Here is a 17,190-nt window from a genome sequence, read left to right as displayed (position 1 = left end):
GACCCAGATGAAGGTCATATTCTATGCCACGTTCCGCGAGATAATCGGCAGGCGGAAGGTTGAGGTTCACGGGGTGAGGACCGTCCGCGAGCTCATAGATTACCTTGCCGAACATTATACCCCAGAGATAAAGAAGCAGCTCCTTGGAACGCCCCGCGTCGGCCCGGATAAGCCCGTAGACGGCATGGTTCTTGTAAACGGCCACAACGTTCTTCACCTCAGGGGCCTCGATACCGAGCTGAGCGAGGAGGATGTGGTTCACATATTCCCTCCCGCGGGGGGTGGTTGAATGGCGGTCGCGGAGCTCTGCCTCTTCCCGCTCGGCACGGAGAATCCCAGCGTCGGGGAGTACCTGCGTCCGGTTATCGACGTTATAGCCTCCAGCGGACTGAAGTACAGGGTCTGTCCAATGGGGACGGTGGTGGAGGGGCCGGTGGAGGAGATTCTCGAACTGGTTGAGAGATGCCACAGGGCGATTCTGGAAGCGGGGGCAAAGCGCGTCGTGATAAGCCTCAAAATCGACGACCGCGTTGATAAGCCGCTGACAATCGAGGGCAAGGTGGGCGTCTGAATGGTCGAGTACTTTGACAGGATAGCCGAACGCTACGATGGATGGTACCGGACGAAGACGGGCCGCTACGTGGACAGAACGGAGAAGTGGCTGATATTCTCCATGCTGCGGACCGGAGGGGGAAAGGCCCTCGACCTCGGCTGCGGGACCGGGAACTACACCCTGGAGCTAAAAAGAATGGGCTTCGACGTCGTCGGCCTCGACGCCAGCGAGGGGATGCTGGGGGTAGCGCGCTCGAAGGGCCTGAACTGCGTCAGAGGAGACGCCTACAGCCTGCCGTTCCCGGATGGGAGCTTTGACCTCGTTCTGAGCGTCACGATGTTCGAGTTCATCCACGAGCCGGAAAAAGTTATCTCCGAAGTTTACCGCGTCCTGAGGTCGGGGGGTGAGGCGGTCATCGGCACCATGAACGGACGCAGCGCATGGTTCCTCTTCAAACGGCTTAAGAGCCTCTTCGTTGAAACCGCCTACCGCTACGCTCGCTTTTACACTCCCGGCGAGCTTGAGGAGCTCCTCCTGGGGGCGGGATTCAGGGAAGTTGAGAGCGCGGGGGTAATATTCTTCCCCTCGTTCTGGCCCTTCACGGAACTGGCCGAGCGGGTCGACAGGAAGTGCCACAGAAAATGCAGGAACATCGCAGCGTTCGTGGCGGTCAGGGGGAGGAAGGTTTGAGGAGGATACGGCTCATAACCCGGGAGGAGGCGTTTAAACGCGCGGAGCACATAATGAACGAATACAGGGCGGCCTACGGTATCGATTTTGAGATAGAGCATTCTTTCCTGCCCGTGGAGCTTCTCGTCCCAACACAGGCGGAGCTCAGTGAGGTGAAGCTTCTCGTGGTGCTGGAGGAGATAAAACACGGGTACGATGCCCCGATAACAGTTATACCATACGGTGGGCGCTACTATATCCTCGACGGTCACCATAGGGCCTTTGCCCTCTGGAAGCTGGGCTTCAGAGAGGTGGAGGCGCTCGTGCTGCGGCCGAAGGTTCGGTTCCTGCCAGGGGTTGTGAGGACCGCGGAGAAGAGCGGACTTAGGGGCCTGGGAGGGGTAAAAATAGTCAGGGATTAGGAGGGCTCAGCCTTCCCAGATTACGTACTCCTTCTTCGTTATGAACACCGGCTCCACGCGCTTCTTGACTATGACAACCTTGTCCTCTCCGTACTCCCGGTAGAGCTTCTCGATGTATGGGTCGAAAACGTCGGATGGCATCGAGGCCTGTGTGGTTATCACGTTATCGCCGGCCTTGACGCTCAGCTCCTTGACCGGAACGTAGGTTATGATGTCCTGGTGAGGCTCGAGGTAGAAGTCGTCCTTTTCGATGTCCCTGCCGTTGGGAGCGACGTAGTAAACTATGCTCGCCCTCAAGGTAAGCGTTACGTCGTCGTAGTCCTTCCTGAACGCGGCTTTGAGCTCGAGCTGACCGCTCTGCCCTTCACCCAGGAGGTAGGTTGGATTGGCGACCTTCCCGTTTACCCTCGGCTCGCCGTTGAGCACCCCAACAGGACCGTCCTGGATTATGACAAAGCGGTAGTCGGTGGCGTTCGGGACAAAGAGGCTGACCTCCACGGGGGTCTCGTTGAGGTGGTTTATGCTGAGGCCCTCGGCCAGGATTTCCTTTTTCACCAGCTCGGTTCCGTTGTAAGCCTCGAAGACCAGGGTCGCGTCCTTGACGTCCCTGCCGAAGGCGGAAATCCAGAGTCTGAGCTTCTGCTCTCCGGTCGGGAGTTTTCCTCCGCCCATCGTGCTGTAGAATGTCTTCCATGTGCCGTTCTCGTACTGGTCTATCCTGTACACAGCGAACGGCCTGAACTCGTAGGTCGAGACTCCCCCGTCGTTGTGGACGGACTTGAAGTTGGCGAAGAGCTTCTGGGCATCCCACGGCTCAAGGGAGTACGGGATATGGAACGCGAGCCTGACGAAATTGCTGAATGCTATCTTGTGGTACGCCAGAATGCCGTAGTTGCCGAAGAGGTAGAGGACGTACGGAATGTCTCCCCTGCCCGGGATAATCTGTCCCCTCGTCAGATCCACTGTCATCGCCGGCTGTTTGTCTCCCCCGGCGGTCGTAAGGTAGACAATCGTTCTCCCGCTCTCGTTGGAGTACTTAATGTACTGCATTGGCACGACCTGGAACATCGGGACGTGGCCGTACTCGTAGTAATCGATGGCACCCCCGAGGTAGCTTATGGCGTTGAATTTGTATATGTCCTGCTGCCAGACGATGAGGTAGTTAAGCTCCCATGCCTCGAAGTCCTGCTCGCTCTCGTTGCCGTAGTGGGAGAAGAAGTCCGCGACTATGTAGCGCCTGTCGTATGCGTGACCACCGTCCGTGGCGGAGCGTCTGTGGCTGAGGAGGCTTGATTCAATCCAGTAGCCGTAGTCCCACCAGCTCGTGGCGCTGTCGAGCGGGTGGCTGTTCTCCTTCAGCCAGTTGAGGGTGTTCGTCCAGTCGGCCGGGACGGAACCCTGGGCCCTGGCGGTGCTTTTGGCGATGTTTCCCGTGTATTGGGCCCCAATGATGGGCAGTGGCAGGAAGAGGATTATCAGAAGTACCGCGTAGAGGGCCTTGGTCGTGGCGCTCTCCTTCATGTTCTCCACGAAGAGGAACGCCTCACCTATCGCTATGCCCGCCAGCAGGAGTATGGCTCCCGAAGCCTGGAAGACAAAACGAACGGCCGTGAGGAGAAGGTAAAGGGAGCCCGCGTAGTATGATACCAAGAATATCTCTTTGTGGCCGGTCAGGTCGTTTTTGACGAGCTTCCTCACGAACCTCGCAGCCACTGTGATGAATCCGACGGCGGATAGTATGAAGATTATGGCGTCATTGCTCTTGACGCTGTAGTATGCCGCTATGGTTTTCCAGTCCGTCCTAGCGAGCTCGGCGACGGTCTGGTAGAGTGGATTCGACTGGGTGGCGCCGCCGAGGAACTTGAGGAGGTCCCTGCCAAAGTATCCATAGAACGCTAGGAACCCGAGGACCGCTATGGCGATGATGGTTCCAAACCGGTGCTTCTTGTCAGAGTAGTTGAGGCCTACCCGCTCGCCGTAGATCATTATTGCGACAAGGGCGCTCAGGGCTACAAGGCCCTCAATAGCAAACACGAGGAAGCTTCTGATGCCCACCAGCCGGGTGTACGAGAACACCAGTCCAGTAACAAGAGAGAGTCCAAAGAGCGGGAAAAAGTCCCTTACAAACCGTTTAAGGGCATCTCTCATCCCGAAGGTGAAAAAGACCACCACTGTAAGCCCTGCGAAGAGGAGCAGAATTCCGACACCGAACTGGCTTCCGGTCCAGACCGCCATGTAGAGGACGCTCGTCAGCAGGAACAGGACACCTGAGAGGATTTTCTTCGGGTTCCACTTCCTCTCGTCGAGGTAGACCAGCAGGAAGAATACCGCATAGAGGAAGAACATCATGAACGGTCCTTCACCGCGGTTGTTGCCGGAGTAAGTCTTGCTGAAGTTGGCGTAGGAGAACATTATGAAGGCCGCCGCCCAGAGGCCCGCCCAGTTGGAGTGGAGCTTCCTTCCAAGGAGGTACACTGCCACGATGGTCATCGCTCCGACGAAAGGCGGCCAGAGCTTGAACGCTCCCAGCTGGTCGTAGCCGAATACAGATACGATTTTGTAAAATATTGCCTGGACTGTGTAGAGGCCGAGGTAGCCGCCTGCTTTTACTCCAGCCGGCGGGTCGGCGTAGGCAAAATACCGGGGAATCCACTCGGTTATAGCCTGCCTGTACATCTCGTAGTGAAAGAACGTATCTGGGTCAAGGAAGGTCTTGTAGTTGGAGGTTATGTTCCTCAGTTTGAAGCCCAGATACGCGAGCAGGAGTGCTATCAGCGGAAGGCCGTAACTTTTGAACTTTTGATAGTATCCGGGGAGGGGGGTAGTTTCCCCCTTCTTCTTCCGTTTCTCCTTAATTTCCGTTTTCACCATCCGGATCACCTCATTCAACGGTAACGGACTTTGCCAGGTTTCTCGGCTTGTCGGGGTCGTTGCCCCTCAAAACCGCCAGGTGATATGCGATGAGCTGGAGCGGTATGATGTATACGATGGGGGTTAGCAGTTCGTCGATACCGGGCATCTCGATAAAGGCGCTGGAGACGCGCCTCAGCTCCTCCCGGTCCCCCAGGCCGATTATGAACGCTCCCCTCGCCCTTGACTCCTCCACGTTGCCCACCATCTTGTCGAAGGTCTTCCCGCTTGGGGCCACCGCGACGACAGGGACGCCCTCTTCGAGGAGGGCCAGCGGGCCGTGCTTCAGCTCGCCCGCACTGAGACCTTCGGCGTGGATGTAGCTTATCTCCTTGAGCTTGAGAGCCCCTTCGAGGGCGGTTGGCACGTTTATGCCCCTTCCAATGTAGAAGAAGTCCCTCCTATCCGCGAGACTCTCGGCGAGTTCCCTGAGGGCAGCGTCGTGCTTAAGGACGCTCTCCACGAGGTCGGGAACCCTCTGAAGGCCCTCCTCCAGGGAGGAGAGGTACGCCCCATCCGCCGTTCCGAGAACCCTCGCGAGTTCAATGGCAAGCATGGTCAGGACGGTGAGCTGGGTGGTGTAGGTTTTGGTCGCCGCCACGCCGATCTCCGGTCCGGCGTGGGTGTAGAGGGTCATGTCCGCCACGCGGGTGGCCATGCTACCGACGACGTTGACTATCGCGAGAACCTTAGCGCCCCTCTTCTTCGCCAGCTTCATCGCCGCGAGGGTGTCGGCGGTTTCCCCGCTCTGGGTTATCGCTATCACGAGGGTGTCCTCGTCTATCAGGTCCTCGAACTCGTAGCGGAACTCGCTTGCATCTTCAACAATTGGAACCCTCTTCGCGAGCCTCTGGAAGAGATACCTGCCCACGAGACCCGCGTGGTAGGAGGTGCCCATTGCGATTATGAATATCTTCTCATAGCGGGCTATCTCCTCCGCCGCCTTCTTCACGGCGTCGATGTTGCCGTGGATTGCGTCCTTTATCGCCATCGGCTGTTCGTATATCTCCTTGAGCATGAAGTGTGGATAGCCGGACTTCTCGGCCATTTCCAGCGTCCATTCAATCTCCTGGACCGGCTTTTCAACGACCTCGCCGGTTGCGAGCTTTTTGATAACGTAGAAGTCCTTTCCTATGACCGCGTACTCTCCGTCGTCGAGGAAGATGGCCCTGTTTGTGTACTCGAGGAAGGCCGGCACGTCGCTGGCCGCGAAATTCTCGCCGTCCCCTATTCCAAGGACGAGGGGACTTTCGTTCCTCACGAAATAGAGCCGGTCCGGTTCTTCGGCGTAGATTATACCAAGCGCGAAGGAGCCCCTCAGTTTCAGAAGGGCATTCCTCATGGCGTCTTCGAAGCTGGGGGCGCTCTTAAGCTCCTCCTCTATCAGATGGGCTATAACCTCGGTGTCGGTATCGCTTTTGAAGGTGTGCCCCCTGGAGAGGAGGTGTTCGCGAATCTCGGCGAAGTTCTCGATTATACCGTTGTGGACGAGTGCGATCTTTCCGGTGCAGTCGGTATGGGGGTGAGCATTAACATCGCTTGGAACGCCGTGGGTGGCCCAGCGAGTGTGCCCTATCCCGCGCTTTCCGGGCATATTAAGTAGGCCGAGCTTTTCGGTGAGCTCGTCTATGACACCGGCCCCCTTCTTTATGAAGAGCCTTCCTCCATCCTCCGTTACAACGCCGGCGGAATCGTATCCCCTGTATTCGAGCCTCTTGAGCCCCTTGACTATTACCTCGCACGCGGCCCTATCTCCTATGTAGCCTATTATTCCACACACGGCAACCACCCGCTTTATTACTCTCTTCCCTGATAAACCGTCGAGAGTTAAAAGCCTTTCTCAGGGGGGCTTTTTTCAGGCATTAATATGCCCTTTGGTTCATCCATCGAATTGGGAAAAAGTCTTTATAGCGGTTGGGCTACCTACTCAGGGTGACCGGATGAACAGGACGCTCGATGAGTTCCTTGAGACGGTCTCACCGAAGACCCCGGTAGAGGCGGACAACGGCGGCCAGAGGAGAAAGAAGAAGCGGCTGAAATCAACCAGTCTGGAGTCTTTTCTTCCGCAGGAACACGTGGACTACTTCAAGCAGCTCCGCATAGGGTCGAAGAAAATAAGGAACGCCCGGGTGGAGGAACTATAGCGCCTCGGCTACCACGGCCTTCCCGCCGACCCTGAAGACGAAGGCCCTTCTGTCCCCGCTCAGGTTGGCCTCTATCCTCTTCCTGACCCGCCAGTACTCCTCCTGGGGGACGCTGAGCTTGAGCGTGGCCCTTCCGAAGCCCTCCCTCCTGAGGAAGTCGTTTATCCTCACCGGGTGAAACGGAACAACGCCGACCACGGCGTAGGTTCTCTTGAGGTACGGGCTTTTCAGGGGCGCGTCGCCCGTTGCAAGAACGCGTCTCTTTTCGCGGAGGAGCATTTTGGCCTCCCCGTTTAGAACGTGGAACAGCTCGTTCAGCAGATCGGCGTAGTCAACGGCCTGCGGGACCTCGTAGAGGTACTCGCCAGGCCCGTCCGTCCATTCGAGGATGTTCTCAAGGTCCGGATTGCTCTCCAGCCTTGCTCCTGCAGGGAGAACAACCGCGCTCCTCTCCGCCCCGGCGAGGGGTTCGGTGTAGAAGGTCAGCCTGTTGAGGGCCCCGAAGAGGTCTATGTACTCAAACTCCCCCTTCCAGGGTATCCTCTCGCGCCTTATCTGCGGCGGGAGGTCGAAGATGAACGCATCGGCCCGGGATTTGTACATTTCGTGGATTCTCAGCGGGCTGGGCAGGAGGTCTTCCAGCCGCCTTTCGGGCATTTCCGGGGGCCTGGCGGGGTCTGAGAAGATGACCTCAGCGTCGATCCTCCGGACCGTCTCGGGGGCGAGCGAGTCGGCGTTGATGAACTCGATGTTCGAGACACCGTACTTTTCAGCGTTTCTCCTGGCGAACTCGACCTTTGCGGGGTCTATGTCAATCCCGTATGCCCTCTCAACCTTCATGGCGTAGAATATAAGCTGGATTCCGATACCGCAGGAAACGTCTGCTATGCTCCTCACGCCAGCCTTCTCAAGGCGCTCCGAGCGGTACCTCGCGACTATCTCGTGGGTTGAGTAGCGCAGGCCCTCGAGGTCCATCCAGAGGTCGTCGCGCGAGAACTTGTCCTTCGCTTTGATCCGCGCCCTGGCTATCTCCGCAATGATTTCCCAGTCACTGCCGAGCCTTGTGCGGAGCTTCCTCTCGTCGTAGCCCTTTTTAATCAGCTCCACAGCTTCCCTGACCTTCCCCTCGCTTATCCCTTCGAACATGTTTTCGCCTAAGGGGAGAGGCTTAAAAACGTTGCCCGCGATATTCCTGCCTGGTGGTAGAATGCAGCGGCGAAGGATAGCTTTCATTCTGATAGTTGCCGTCACTATCATTGGCTCTCTGTGGTATCTCTACGATTTTGCCTCTCAGCCTGTTTTTCGTGACTACGTGGGGGATGAGGTCTGGTACGTCCCCGCGGGCAGGAACATCCTCCACAGGCTCGGCGTTGATCTGACCTACGTGAACGAGACCACGGGCTCCCGGGGAGTAAACGTCATCTTCTCCAACCAGAGCATGCGGATAAAATACCAGTACAGAGTGGAGAAAATCGCCATGGGGCACGGGGCGACCTACGAGAGGGAGTACCTCAAGTTCCCGGGCGTTTACTTTGAGCTCCCTCCAGACGAGTTCGAGCCCTTTCTTGAGGACGTCCGGAGGGAAATACCCGAGGGGGCTTACTACACGGTTCCTGGCTACTGGTATCCCGACAAGGACAACATCCAGAACTACCTCAACACAGAGCATCCTTTCCTTGGGAAGGACCTCATAATGCTCGGCATGCTCCTGGAAGATAAGCCAATAAACTGGCGCATACCTGGCATCATCGCCTTCGCCCTCATCGAGCTCCTCGTCGTCCTCGCGACTTACCGGGTGAGCGGGAGCTATCTGGCGGCCCTCATAGCCCTGGCCTTCATCGTCGCGGACCCCACCCTCCAGGCGATGTCCGTGGTGGCCATGCTTGACATCCACGTCGCCCTGTTCGTCGCCCTGTTCGTGTTTTTCCTGGCCTACGACAGGGACCGCCCTGCGGCCTTTGCCCTGGGACTGGCCGGCTCCACCAAGCTCAGCGGCGCCTTTGGGTGGCCGGTCCTTCTTGGGAGGGCCTTCAAAAGGGAGAAAAGCCTTCCTGGCTTTCTGGTGACGATAGCGGTTCTTCCAGCGGTTGGATTCCTCCTGCCGAACGTTCCGGCGATGGCAGCTATCGGGCCGAAGAGGTGGTTCGACGAATTCCTCGGAAGCTTCAGATGGCACCTCTCCAGCAAAGGCGGCCATCCCGCTGCCTCTCCCGTCTGGGAGTGGTTCATAAACAGGAAGGCCTTTGCCCTACACTACAACCCGGACATCTTCGCCCAGACAGATCCCTTCCTCCTTCTGGCGATGGTGCTCTTCATCCTTGCCCTCCCGTGGCTTTACAGGAAAAAATCCGGAATTCTGGCATCTTTCGGAGTGTTCTGGAGCACCGTAGCCGTGTTCCTCCTCCAGTACGCACTCGGGGGCACGACGCAGTTCAGCTTCTACGCAACCGCCCTGGTTCCCCCCGCGGCGGTGGTCATGGGCGTGGCCCTCAACGAGCTCCTCCGCTGGGAGGCCTTCAGGGAGTCAATGTGGCTCTACCGGGAGTGGCTGCTGAAGATAAAGGACAGGGTAAAAGCAATGTTCAAGGGGGTAGGTATTCCAAAGAACAAAGAACAAGAAGAGAATTAGAACGCTCACACCGCCTTCCAGAACGGGTCCTGCTGAGCCTTCACCTTTGCAGTCATTTTAAGAGCCTTCACATCAGTGTCGTCCAGCTCGTTCTTGAGCTGCTTGGCGAGGATTATGACGTCGTTCTTGCTCAGGTCAACGTAGAGGGTCTCTCCAGGGTGTATGTGCCTGCCGACCATCGCACCCTCGATGGCCACCGCAACTGCGTCACCCTTCTTGGCCTCCTGGACGAAGTCGTTCTTGTTCTTGATTGACTTTATGACGCCGACCTTCTGGCCGTTCTGCTTGATGAGTGTCACTCCGGGTCTTATGCGGCCCTCCACGACTTCGATACCCACTATCGCGGGGTGGCTCCTCCTGAAAACGTAGCGCTCGTCCGGGTAGAGCCTGATGACGCCCGGGAAGGTGACCTTGCTGAGGAGCTCGCGCTTCCTCTTCTCCTCCTCCGCCTTGACCCAGGCCTCGTAGTCCTCGATGAGCTTGTAGATGATGTTGCCGGTGAATATTGGAACGCCTTTGGCCTTGGCAACCTCTGCAGCGTCCTCGTTCACCCTGACGTTGAAACCCAGAACAACGCCGTGTTTCTCTTCCTCCTCGCGGACGCTCAGGGCCTCCATCACGTCGGTCTTGCTGATGTTCCCTACGTCGGCCTTTCTGATGGGAATCCCCTTCTCCTGAAGCTCCTTGCTAAGGGCCTCGAGCGAGCCGAGGGTGTCGGCCTTGACTATGACGCCCACCTTGCCGGTGCTTATGACGACGCTCTGTATCTGGCTCAGGATCTCCTGCCTGGCCTTTTCAATGTCCTCCTCCGAGCGGGCCGCTATAACCGGTGAGCCGGCCAGAGCCTCCTCCAGACCCGGGGCGGCTATCTTTATACCCGCCGCGGCGGCGACCTCTTCAACCTGGTCGAAGCGGAAGCGCGGGTCGCGTATCTCATCGAGGGGCTTTGGCTTGAGGAGGGCGCGGATTTTTGTAACTATCGCCTTGTCCTTGCCTCCAACCACGATGGTGTCGTCCCTGCGGAGGGTTCCGTCGTATATAATGACGTCAAGCGTGGTTCCCAGGCCGAGCTCCTCGCGGACTTCGAGGATCGTGCCGCGCGCCGTTCCTTCAACCTCGATCTTGAGCTTCTCCTCGAGGTACTTCTGGCTGAGACCGGCGATGAGGACGAGAAGTTCCGGAACGCCTATGCCGTGCTTGGCCGAAATCGGGACTATCGCCAGCTCGCGGGTGAAGTCCTGGACGCGGTCGAAGCGGTTGGCCTGGAAGCCCATCTCGTAGAACTTGCCTATCAGCTCCCAGAGTTTGGTCTCAAGCTCCTGCTGGGCCCTCTGGTCCTGCTTCTTGATGTTCACCAGGAACGGCTCGTCCTCCTCGACCTTCCAGCCCTTTATCCTGTCTATCTTGTTGGCGGCGACGATGAAGGGTGTCCTGTTCTTCCTGAGGATCTCGATGCTCTCTATGGTCTGCGGCTGGAAGCCCTCGTTGATGTCCACTATAAGAACCGCGAGGTCTGCCAGGCTTCCACCTCTGGCACGCAAACTGGTGAAGGCCTCGTGACCGGGGGTGTCTATGAAGAGCAGTCCGGGGAGCTTTATCTCGCCCTTCCAGAGCTTGATGAGCGGGCCCGCGAGCTGCTTGACCGTCTCGATGGGAACCTCGGTCGCGCCTATGTGCTGGGTTATTCCGCCCGCTTCCTTGCCCGCGACGTTCGTGCGCCTTATCCTGTCGAGCAGGGTGGTGTTGTGGACCAGTACCCCGTTGGCGACGAAGTTGTGGGTCTCGGTGGTCAGGTCGTAGACGTAGCCGTCGTAGTCGAACTCCTCTATGCCCTCAACAGGGATGAAAACGAAGTTCTCCGCTATGTTGCGGACGTAATCAACGTCCCTGGAATCGAACTCCCTGTTGCGCCAGACCTCAAGGAGCTCCCGCCCCAGTTCCGTGAGCTTCCCGTCTTTTATGAGACCATCCTTTTCGAGGGCGAGGAGGTAGTTGTGGTCCCTGGCCCCGCCCTCAAGGACCGCGAGCTTTCTGGCAAGGGTCGGTGAGCCCCCCTCGATTGCGCCGAGGATCCTCATCAGGGTCTCGTAGCTCGGTGCCTCGCTCGATTCGTATTTGGAGTAAAATGGGACCGTCGAGTTGAGTTCAGTTCTCGTGAAGCCGAAGAGGAGCCTCAGGCGTTTCAGTTCCTCGAATATCGGGTAAACCTCGCTCTTCTTGCTCTTCGCTATGGTTTCATCGAGCCTCTTCGCCTTTTCCACGACGGTGAACCCTATGAACTCCCGAAACGCCCTGAGGTTCCTCCTGCCCGAGATCACAAGGGTCGTGTAATCCGGGCGGTAGAGTTTGGAAACTATACCGAAGCGGAGCAGGACGAGCGATAGCCCCTCAAGGAACTCCCTGGAGGCACTCGTTACCTCTATCCTTGCATCCTTAAGGTTCACGTACCCGTCGGCATCAAAGTAGCCCCTGATGAACTCGGCCACGTAATCCCTCGGGGCAAGGAAGAGCGCGTTGGGGATCCTTATGTTCCTCGCCTTCTGCCTCTCGGGGTAGTCAAAGAGAACGCGGAGGAGCCTGATGAGGGCGTTCTTGCCCCTTCTAACCTCGATCTCCCAGGAGGTTTTTCTCCTGACCCTGACCAGCTCGACGCCCAGAGATTCCACAAGCTTCAACCTCTCGAACACTTCAACGTCGTTGTTGGCTATCTTCTCCTGACTCCCGTCGCCGAACATAACGCCCGCGAAGTAGAAGAGGGCCCTCCACTCATCATCGGTTCTGGGGAGCTTTACGTAGTGAACCGGCTTTCCCGAGCGGTGAACCCTCGGCGTGAAGGCTATCCTCTCGACCTTCTCCAACAGGTCGTCGGAGAGATCCTCGGCCCGGAAGACGTTGGAGCGCACCTTGTAGGCCTTATCTCCCCTGAACCTCTCCTCAACGTTCTCCAGAGCGTCTTCCCTCAGCTTCACGATGAGCTCGGGCACCGAGAGCTTTCTTCTGACGAACCCCTCAAAGACTCCCCTATCCTCGTTGGCGTGAATGAACCTCGGAACCGCTATGTAATCGCCGGGTCTGAGCTGGTCCGCTCTCTTCCATCCTCCGGTTGTTAGGAAGGGATGCTCCGGGGTGACGCTCACGGAATGCCAGTTCTTGAGCCTGACCCTCAGCATCTTACCCCTGTGCCTTAGGCGCCAGACGTGGGTTCCGGTCCGGACTGAAACCCTGGCATCTCCATCGGCTGACGTTATTGGGAGTGACAGCTCTTTGACCTCCAGCTGATCGTCCCTTTCAACGGTTCTCCCGCCCAGTTCAAAGAGCTCCCGCAGGGTTACCCTTCCGAGTTCAGGAACCACAACGGTTTCGTCCGGGAGCAGGCACTTGCCGTGATCAACGTGTCCGAGAACCGCTATGATCGGCTGTCTAATCCTCTTCATCTTCCTCACCTCTAAGCCTAACTCAGGCGTGGGCTTTTAAAGGGTTCGGACGCAAGGATTAAAAAGCCACGTGGTAATCCTCTCCGGTGGTGGAATGATAGCGCTCGCAATGGGAGTGATTGTAGGAATCCCAGTGGCCTTCATTCTGGGGAAGCTCCTCGGAAAGGCCAGCGAGGCCCTAATCGCCATCACGGGGGTTCCGCTCATAACATACACCCTTGCTCTCCAGGAGCTCGGGCCCTTTGCCGGCCCCAATGTCTCAATAGAGAGTTCTCCGGAATTCACTGCGGGAACCGAAACGTTCCTGGGACTGATCATAGCCCTGACGTATGTGGAGCTCAGGACAAGAAAAGGACTGAGAATCGACGACTTCATTCAGATCAGCTTTATCTCGCTGCCCTACATCTCCCTCGGGGTCGCCCTGGCGTCCCAGTTCTGGCGGGGATTTCTTGCAGTCGGGATTGCTCTGATAGGCATCGTGGTTGCGCTATCCATGAAAAACCCCCTGAGAGGACTAAACGTGAAGCCGTGTCCGCAGGAGATTGGGGATTGCCTGACCGATGAGGACAGCCTGATGGGTGCCGTAATTGGGGGCGCAGTCATTGTAGGCGGCAGGACGCTGAGGGAGTTCCCAAAGGCCAGGGAGCTCGTGGAGTGCATGAAGCGCGCCGGAAAGCCCTCAAGCTTAAGAAAAGCCACGGGGCTTCTCGTTTCCCTGTTGCCACTTCTTGCCGTGTTACTGCCTCCCGGAGACATCACCGTTATAGCAGGCCTGGCGGCGGCTTACATATCCACGCTCATCGGCGCCGCGTTGGTTACAAAGGGGCAACCCGCCCCGTGCCCTGGAGTCGCAAGGGAGTACAGGGAGTTTCTCAGGAAAAGAAAGAGGAAGATTGACGTGGCAGTTTAACGCTCAAGGCAGTCCATGCTGTCGAGATACTCCCTCTTCGCCCTGGCGTGCGTGTGGTAGAACCAGTCAGCGGCTTTGCAGTACCTGTAGAGCTCATCCGGCTTGAAGTAGAGGTTTATCTCCCTCTCGGCACTCTCGGGGCTGTCCGAGGCGTGGACAACGTTGTAGATGGCGTCCCCGACGTCGAGGCCGTAGTCTCCCCTTATGCTTCCGGGCTCGGCGTCCTTGGGGTCCGTGGCGCCGGCCATCTTCCTGACGACGCTTATGGCGTACCTGCCCTCCACGACCATGACGACGCTCGGGGCCTTGGTGATGTAGTCGATGAGCGGCTCGAAGAAGGGCTTGCCCCTGTGCTCCTCGTAGTGCTTCTCGGCCAGCTCGCGGGTGATCCATATCATCTTCATCCCGACGATTTTAAGCCCCCTCTTCTCGAAGCGGGAGATTATTTCCCCCATCAGCCCACGAACAACGGCGTCGGGCTTGAGTATAACGAGTGTTCTTTCTATCTTCTTCTCAGCCATTGACAACACCTCAATAACTACAATGAAATGGTGTTAATAGGTTTTTGGATTCACTTTTTGCGTCTGAACACGAATTCGCAATATTCGGAGCCCATTGACTGGCATTTAACTTCTTCTCCCTCCCACGGCTCACCAGTGAACTCTGTCAAAAACTGGGAGAGTTCGCCCGCGTAGTTAATGTGGAACCGATATGAGTACCCCCTCCTGGATGGGAACAGGTTTTTACCCCTGAGAACGACGAAATCCTCCTGAACTTCCGCTATCTCGATCCTTCCGCCCCCGCTGGATTCAGTTGCAAATTTAACGGACAGCAGAGCATCGCGAAGGTTGTCGTACTGATTCCTTGCTGCCCTCCCGATACCTATGAACTCCTTCCTCCCCCACAGGTAAAGGAAGCGTTTTCCGTCCTCCGGGCCGAGGTATTCGTAAACGAACTCAACCAATGATGCCTCGCTGTCCTCGTTTATGAGCTGAACCCTGGAGTCACCCATCCACAGATTCCCTTCATCATCGAGCCAGAGATTCCTTTTTATGGATTCAAGGGTGGTGTGTCTTTCCAGGATAGCCTCAACACCGAGCTCGGTTTTGATATACGGCACCTTGGGGGAAGGTATCTTGAGAGGCTGGAGAGAGCGACGCAGGGTTATGTATCCATCCTTAACATCAAAGACGTAGTCAAAGGGCATTAAACCCGCCGTTAAGTCACTTCTCTCGAACACGTCCTCGGAAAAAGCCGCGAAGGTTTGGAATCCCGTTCTCTTTATTGAGTTCACCAGCCTCGTGATTGCCCTGAGGTACGCCTTTGAGTTGGACAGGAGGGTATAAAGAACGTTTAGGTCGTCTATAACGAGGAAATCAAACCTCCCTCCGGACATTGTGTCCCTTATTACCGCGGACGTTATTCCAAGGTCGAGAGGATTGGAGAGCACGTTGGCCCCCTGGATTTTCTCAACCCCGTAGAGGTTTGAAAAACCATCGAAGATCCGCAGCTGACCGTTCTCCACAAAACCTGAGTAGTCGATGTTGTAGTGAAGGAGCTCTTTTCTGAGCATGTCCGGGGACTGCCGGAACTCCACAATCAAAACCCTGTATCCTGCCTTCAGAAGGTTGAAAACAAGCTGATGCATTAGGACAATGTTGTCTCGACAGATTGAACCTACAAACGCGAGGCTGGATCCCTCTTCAATGCCCCCACCCAGTACCTCATCCAGGCGCTTCATTCCCAGCGGAATCATAGGATTCCCCCGGTTAAAATGTATTGAAGGATTTATAACAATTGCGAATATTCAGGCCAAGTTATTAGAACGGGAGTCGGCAAACATATGAGAGAAAAGAAAGAAATCACTTCTTCCTCTTGGCCCTCTGAAGGCGGGCCTCCTCGAAGGCCTTGGTCCACTTGAGCTTTCTCGGGTTCCTGCCCATGAAGTAGTACTTCTCGCACTTGCTGGAGCAGAAGAACAGGACTCTGCCGTCGTTCCTGACGTACATCTTGCCGGTTCCCGGCTCGAACTCCTTTCCGCAGTAGGAGCAGACGTTCCACCTGGCCATCGCGATTACCTCCTGGTCCTGATCTCCCTGGCTTCACGCTCGGTCTCCCTGAGGATGACTATATCGCCGACGCGGACCGGGCCCTTGATGTTTCTCCTGATGACGCGGCCCTTGTCGCGGCCCTCCAGAACCCTAACCTTGACCTGAGTAACGCCACCGGTGACGCCGGCCCTGGCGACTATCTCAATAACCTCAGCCGGGTATCCTTCGTCGCTCATTTCTCACACCCCTTAACCTAAAAATCCCTCGCACGGATGAACTTAAATCTTTCCGTGAATGAAGGGAAAAGGAGCTCACTTCATGAGCTCCCTGACCTTCATAGCGATGTCCTCAACGAGCTCGCGGCCCTTGCCGGGCTCAACGATGGCTATGCTGGCCGACGGGACCTCAAGCCCGGCAGCGGCGCCGAGCTCCTTCTTGCTCGGGACGTAGATGTACGGAATCTCCTTCTCCTCGCACAGCGGCGGGAGGTGGGCAACGATCTCCTCGGGGTCAACGTCCTCAGCGATGACAACGAGCTTGGCCTGGCCCCTCTCAACGGCCTTGGTCGTCTCGTTGGTACCCTTCCTAATCCTTCCGGTGTCGCGAGCGAGCTCCACAGCCTCGAGAGCCTTCTCAGCAAGCTCAGCCGGAACCTCAAACTTGACGTAGCTTGGCTTGGCCATTCTTCATCCCTCCGGAATCCTCATCGTTCATCTGGTTTTGCATGCTCGAATCCGGGCGAGGCTTTAAAAGGATTTCGATATCAGTAGCGGCCAAGCTCTTCATTCCCCGAAGGGGTCAGAAAAGGAAAGAAAACCTCATCATCTCCGGTGTTCTCACCGGGACTCCCTGCCGTAGCCCCGGTATATCTCAAGGCTCCTCCTTGCCCTCGCGCGGGGAATCGAGTGCCCCATAATAGAGACGATTCTATCTGCCCTCGCCCCACCATGGCGGAGCATCTTGGTCTCCGTCTTTATCTTCTCGATCCGGAAGGTGTAGCCGCCGACCTCTAGAACCTCGCCGACGACGAACTCCTCGTCCCTGCCGACTTTGACCTTGAAGGCCTGGGTCACGCCCTTCGGCAGATAGATGGAGACCTTGATGACATTGGGATACGTAAGGCTCTCGCCCCAGAGGGTTCTTATCTCGCCTATCTCGGCCCTTTCCACGCGCCTGTCTCCCTCAAGCTCTATGCCGGTTATCCTAACCTCATCGTCTTCGGTCTCAACTATGTCGCCCACCCGTATTTCCTCGCCCTCCGGCAGTTCGACGGAGGTTCTGAAACTCCTCTCGTGTTTGCTGACTATCAGCGGAACCTTGATGAGCTTTGGAAGGGTGACGTGCCACACGTTGCCGCACTCGTTGCAGCGAAGGGTGAGCTCCCTTCCCCTCTCCTTGATGACCTCAACGTCATCGCTACCGCACTCTGGACAGATGAAGTACTCCTCCATGTCTCTCACCAGAGGGA

General features: G+C 56.9%; 17 protein-coding genes. 7 read left to right on the top strand and 10 right to left on the bottom strand.

Annotated features, from left to right (window positions below; genetic code table 11):
* Nucleotides 1-7: 7 nt before the first annotated feature.
* The 4 genes from E3E42_RS05615 to E3E42_RS05600 are packed head-to-tail and all read left to right on the top strand — an operon-like array spanning nt 8 to nt 1,644.
* Nucleotides 8-289 (top strand): MoaD/ThiS family protein, encoded by a 282-nt coding sequence (locus E3E42_RS05615; RefSeq protein ID WP_167903321.1) that lies wholly within the window; start codon nt 8-10, stop codon nt 287-289.
* Nucleotides 290-571 (top strand): MTH1187 family thiamine-binding protein, encoded by a 282-nt coding sequence (locus E3E42_RS05610; protein ID WP_167903319.1) that lies wholly within the window; start codon nt 290-292, stop codon nt 569-571.
* Nucleotides 572-1,243, top strand: a complete 672-nt coding sequence (locus E3E42_RS05605; RefSeq protein WP_167903318.1) for a class I SAM-dependent methyltransferase — start codon at nt 572-574, stop codon at nt 1,241-1,243.
* On the top strand, nt 1,240-1,644 hold the full coding sequence (locus E3E42_RS05600) for a ParB/RepB/Spo0J family partition protein (protein ID WP_206206038.1): 405 nt from the start codon (nt 1,240-1,242) through the stop codon (nt 1,642-1,644). The genes E3E42_RS05605 and E3E42_RS05600 overlap by 4 nt, the downstream gene beginning before the upstream one ends.
* A 6-nt stretch (nt 1,645-1,650) precedes the next feature.
* Here E3E42_RS05600 and E3E42_RS05595 read toward each other — a convergent pair whose 3' ends face one another.
* Both E3E42_RS05595 and glmS read right to left on the bottom strand, forming a co-directional pair.
* A complete protein-coding gene (locus E3E42_RS05595; protein ID WP_167903314.1) occupies nt 1,651-4,515 on the bottom strand; it encodes an STT3 domain-containing protein in 2,865 nt (954 codons plus the stop codon).
* Nucleotides 4,516-4,525: 10 nt separating this feature from the next.
* Nucleotides 4,526-6,334, bottom strand: a complete 1,809-nt coding sequence (gene glmS, locus E3E42_RS05590) for a glutamine--fructose-6-phosphate transaminase (isomerizing) (protein ID WP_167903313.1) — start codon at nt 6,332-6,334, stop codon at nt 4,526-4,528.
* A 160-nt stretch (nt 6,335-6,494) separates the two neighbouring features.
* Between glmS and E3E42_RS05585 the strand changes: the two genes are divergently transcribed.
* The gene (locus E3E42_RS05585; RefSeq protein WP_167903312.1) at nt 6,495-6,698 is read left to right on the top strand and encodes a PCNA-inhibitor; all 204 of its coding nucleotides are present in this window, start codon (nt 6,495-6,497) and stop codon (nt 6,696-6,698) included.
* Here the strand turns inward: E3E42_RS05585 and E3E42_RS05580 are convergent.
* Nucleotides 6,693-7,844, bottom strand: a complete 1,152-nt coding sequence (locus E3E42_RS05580; RefSeq protein ID WP_167903310.1) for a methyltransferase domain-containing protein — start codon at nt 7,842-7,844, stop codon at nt 6,693-6,695. The genes E3E42_RS05585 and E3E42_RS05580 overlap by 6 nt on opposite strands.
* A 61-nt stretch (nt 7,845-7,905) precedes the next feature.
* Between E3E42_RS05580 and E3E42_RS05575 the strand changes: the two genes are divergently transcribed.
* Nucleotides 7,906-9,327, top strand: a complete 1,422-nt coding sequence (locus tag E3E42_RS05575) for a dolichyl-phosphate-mannose--protein mannosyltransferase (RefSeq protein ID WP_167903309.1) — start codon at nt 7,906-7,908, stop codon at nt 9,325-9,327.
* A 5-nt stretch (nt 9,328-9,332) separates the two neighbouring features.
* Here the strand turns inward: E3E42_RS05575 and infB are convergent, their stop codons facing one another.
* Complete coding sequence (gene infB, locus E3E42_RS05570) at nt 9,333-12,761, bottom strand: intein-containing translation initiation factor aIF-2 (RefSeq protein WP_167903623.1); 3,429 nt, start codon at nt 12,759-12,761, stop codon at nt 9,333-9,335.
* Between the two features lie 94 nt (nt 12,762-12,855).
* On the opposite strand from infB, the gene E3E42_RS05565 reads away from it, so the two are divergent.
* On the top strand, nt 12,856-13,671 hold the full coding sequence (locus tag E3E42_RS05565; protein WP_167903307.1) for a hypothetical protein: 816 nt from the start codon (nt 12,856-12,858) through the stop codon (nt 13,669-13,671).
* Here the strand turns inward: E3E42_RS05565 and ndk are convergent.
* From ndk to E3E42_RS05535, 6 genes are all read right to left on the bottom strand, one after another.
* On the bottom strand, nt 13,668-14,192 hold the full coding sequence (gene ndk, locus E3E42_RS05560; RefSeq protein ID WP_167903305.1) for a nucleoside-diphosphate kinase: 525 nt from the start codon (nt 14,190-14,192) through the stop codon (nt 13,668-13,670). The genes E3E42_RS05565 and ndk overlap by 4 nt on opposite strands.
* Nucleotides 14,193-14,242: 50 nt before the next feature.
* A complete protein-coding gene (locus E3E42_RS05555) occupies nt 14,243-15,427 on the bottom strand; it encodes a V4R domain-containing protein (protein WP_240913645.1) in 1,185 nt (394 codons plus the stop codon).
* Between the two features lie 106 nt (nt 15,428-15,533).
* Nucleotides 15,534-15,740 carry a 50S ribosomal protein L24e gene (locus E3E42_RS05550; protein WP_148882066.1) on the bottom strand — a complete coding sequence of 69 codons (207 nt, stop codon included), beginning with the start codon at nt 15,738-15,740 and terminating at the stop codon, nt 15,534-15,536.
* A 5-nt stretch (nt 15,741-15,745) separates the two neighbouring features.
* Entirely contained in the window at nt 15,746-15,958 is a 213-nt protein-coding gene (locus tag E3E42_RS05545; protein ID WP_014011629.1) for a 30S ribosomal protein S28e, read from the bottom strand.
* A gap of 75 nt (nt 15,959-16,033) precedes the next feature.
* Nucleotides 16,034-16,405, bottom strand: coding sequence for a 50S ribosomal protein L7Ae (gene rpl7ae, locus E3E42_RS05540; protein WP_058939102.1), 372 nt, complete (start codon nt 16,403-16,405; stop codon nt 16,034-16,036).
* A gap of 153 nt (nt 16,406-16,558) precedes the next feature.
* The gene (locus E3E42_RS05535) at nt 16,559-17,173 is read right to left on the bottom strand and encodes an HVO_0476 family zinc finger protein (RefSeq protein ID WP_167903619.1); all 615 of its coding nucleotides are present in this window, start codon (nt 17,171-17,173) and stop codon (nt 16,559-16,561) included.
* Nucleotides 17,174-17,190 lie beyond the last annotated feature (17 nt).

Source organism: Thermococcus sp. JdF3, from assembly GCF_012027495.1.
Classification (GTDB): Archaea; Methanobacteriota_B; Thermococci; order Thermococcales; family Thermococcaceae; genus Thermococcus.
Note: the sequence above shows the minus strand (reverse complement) of the source record. Positions and strands in the feature narration are given on the sequence as shown.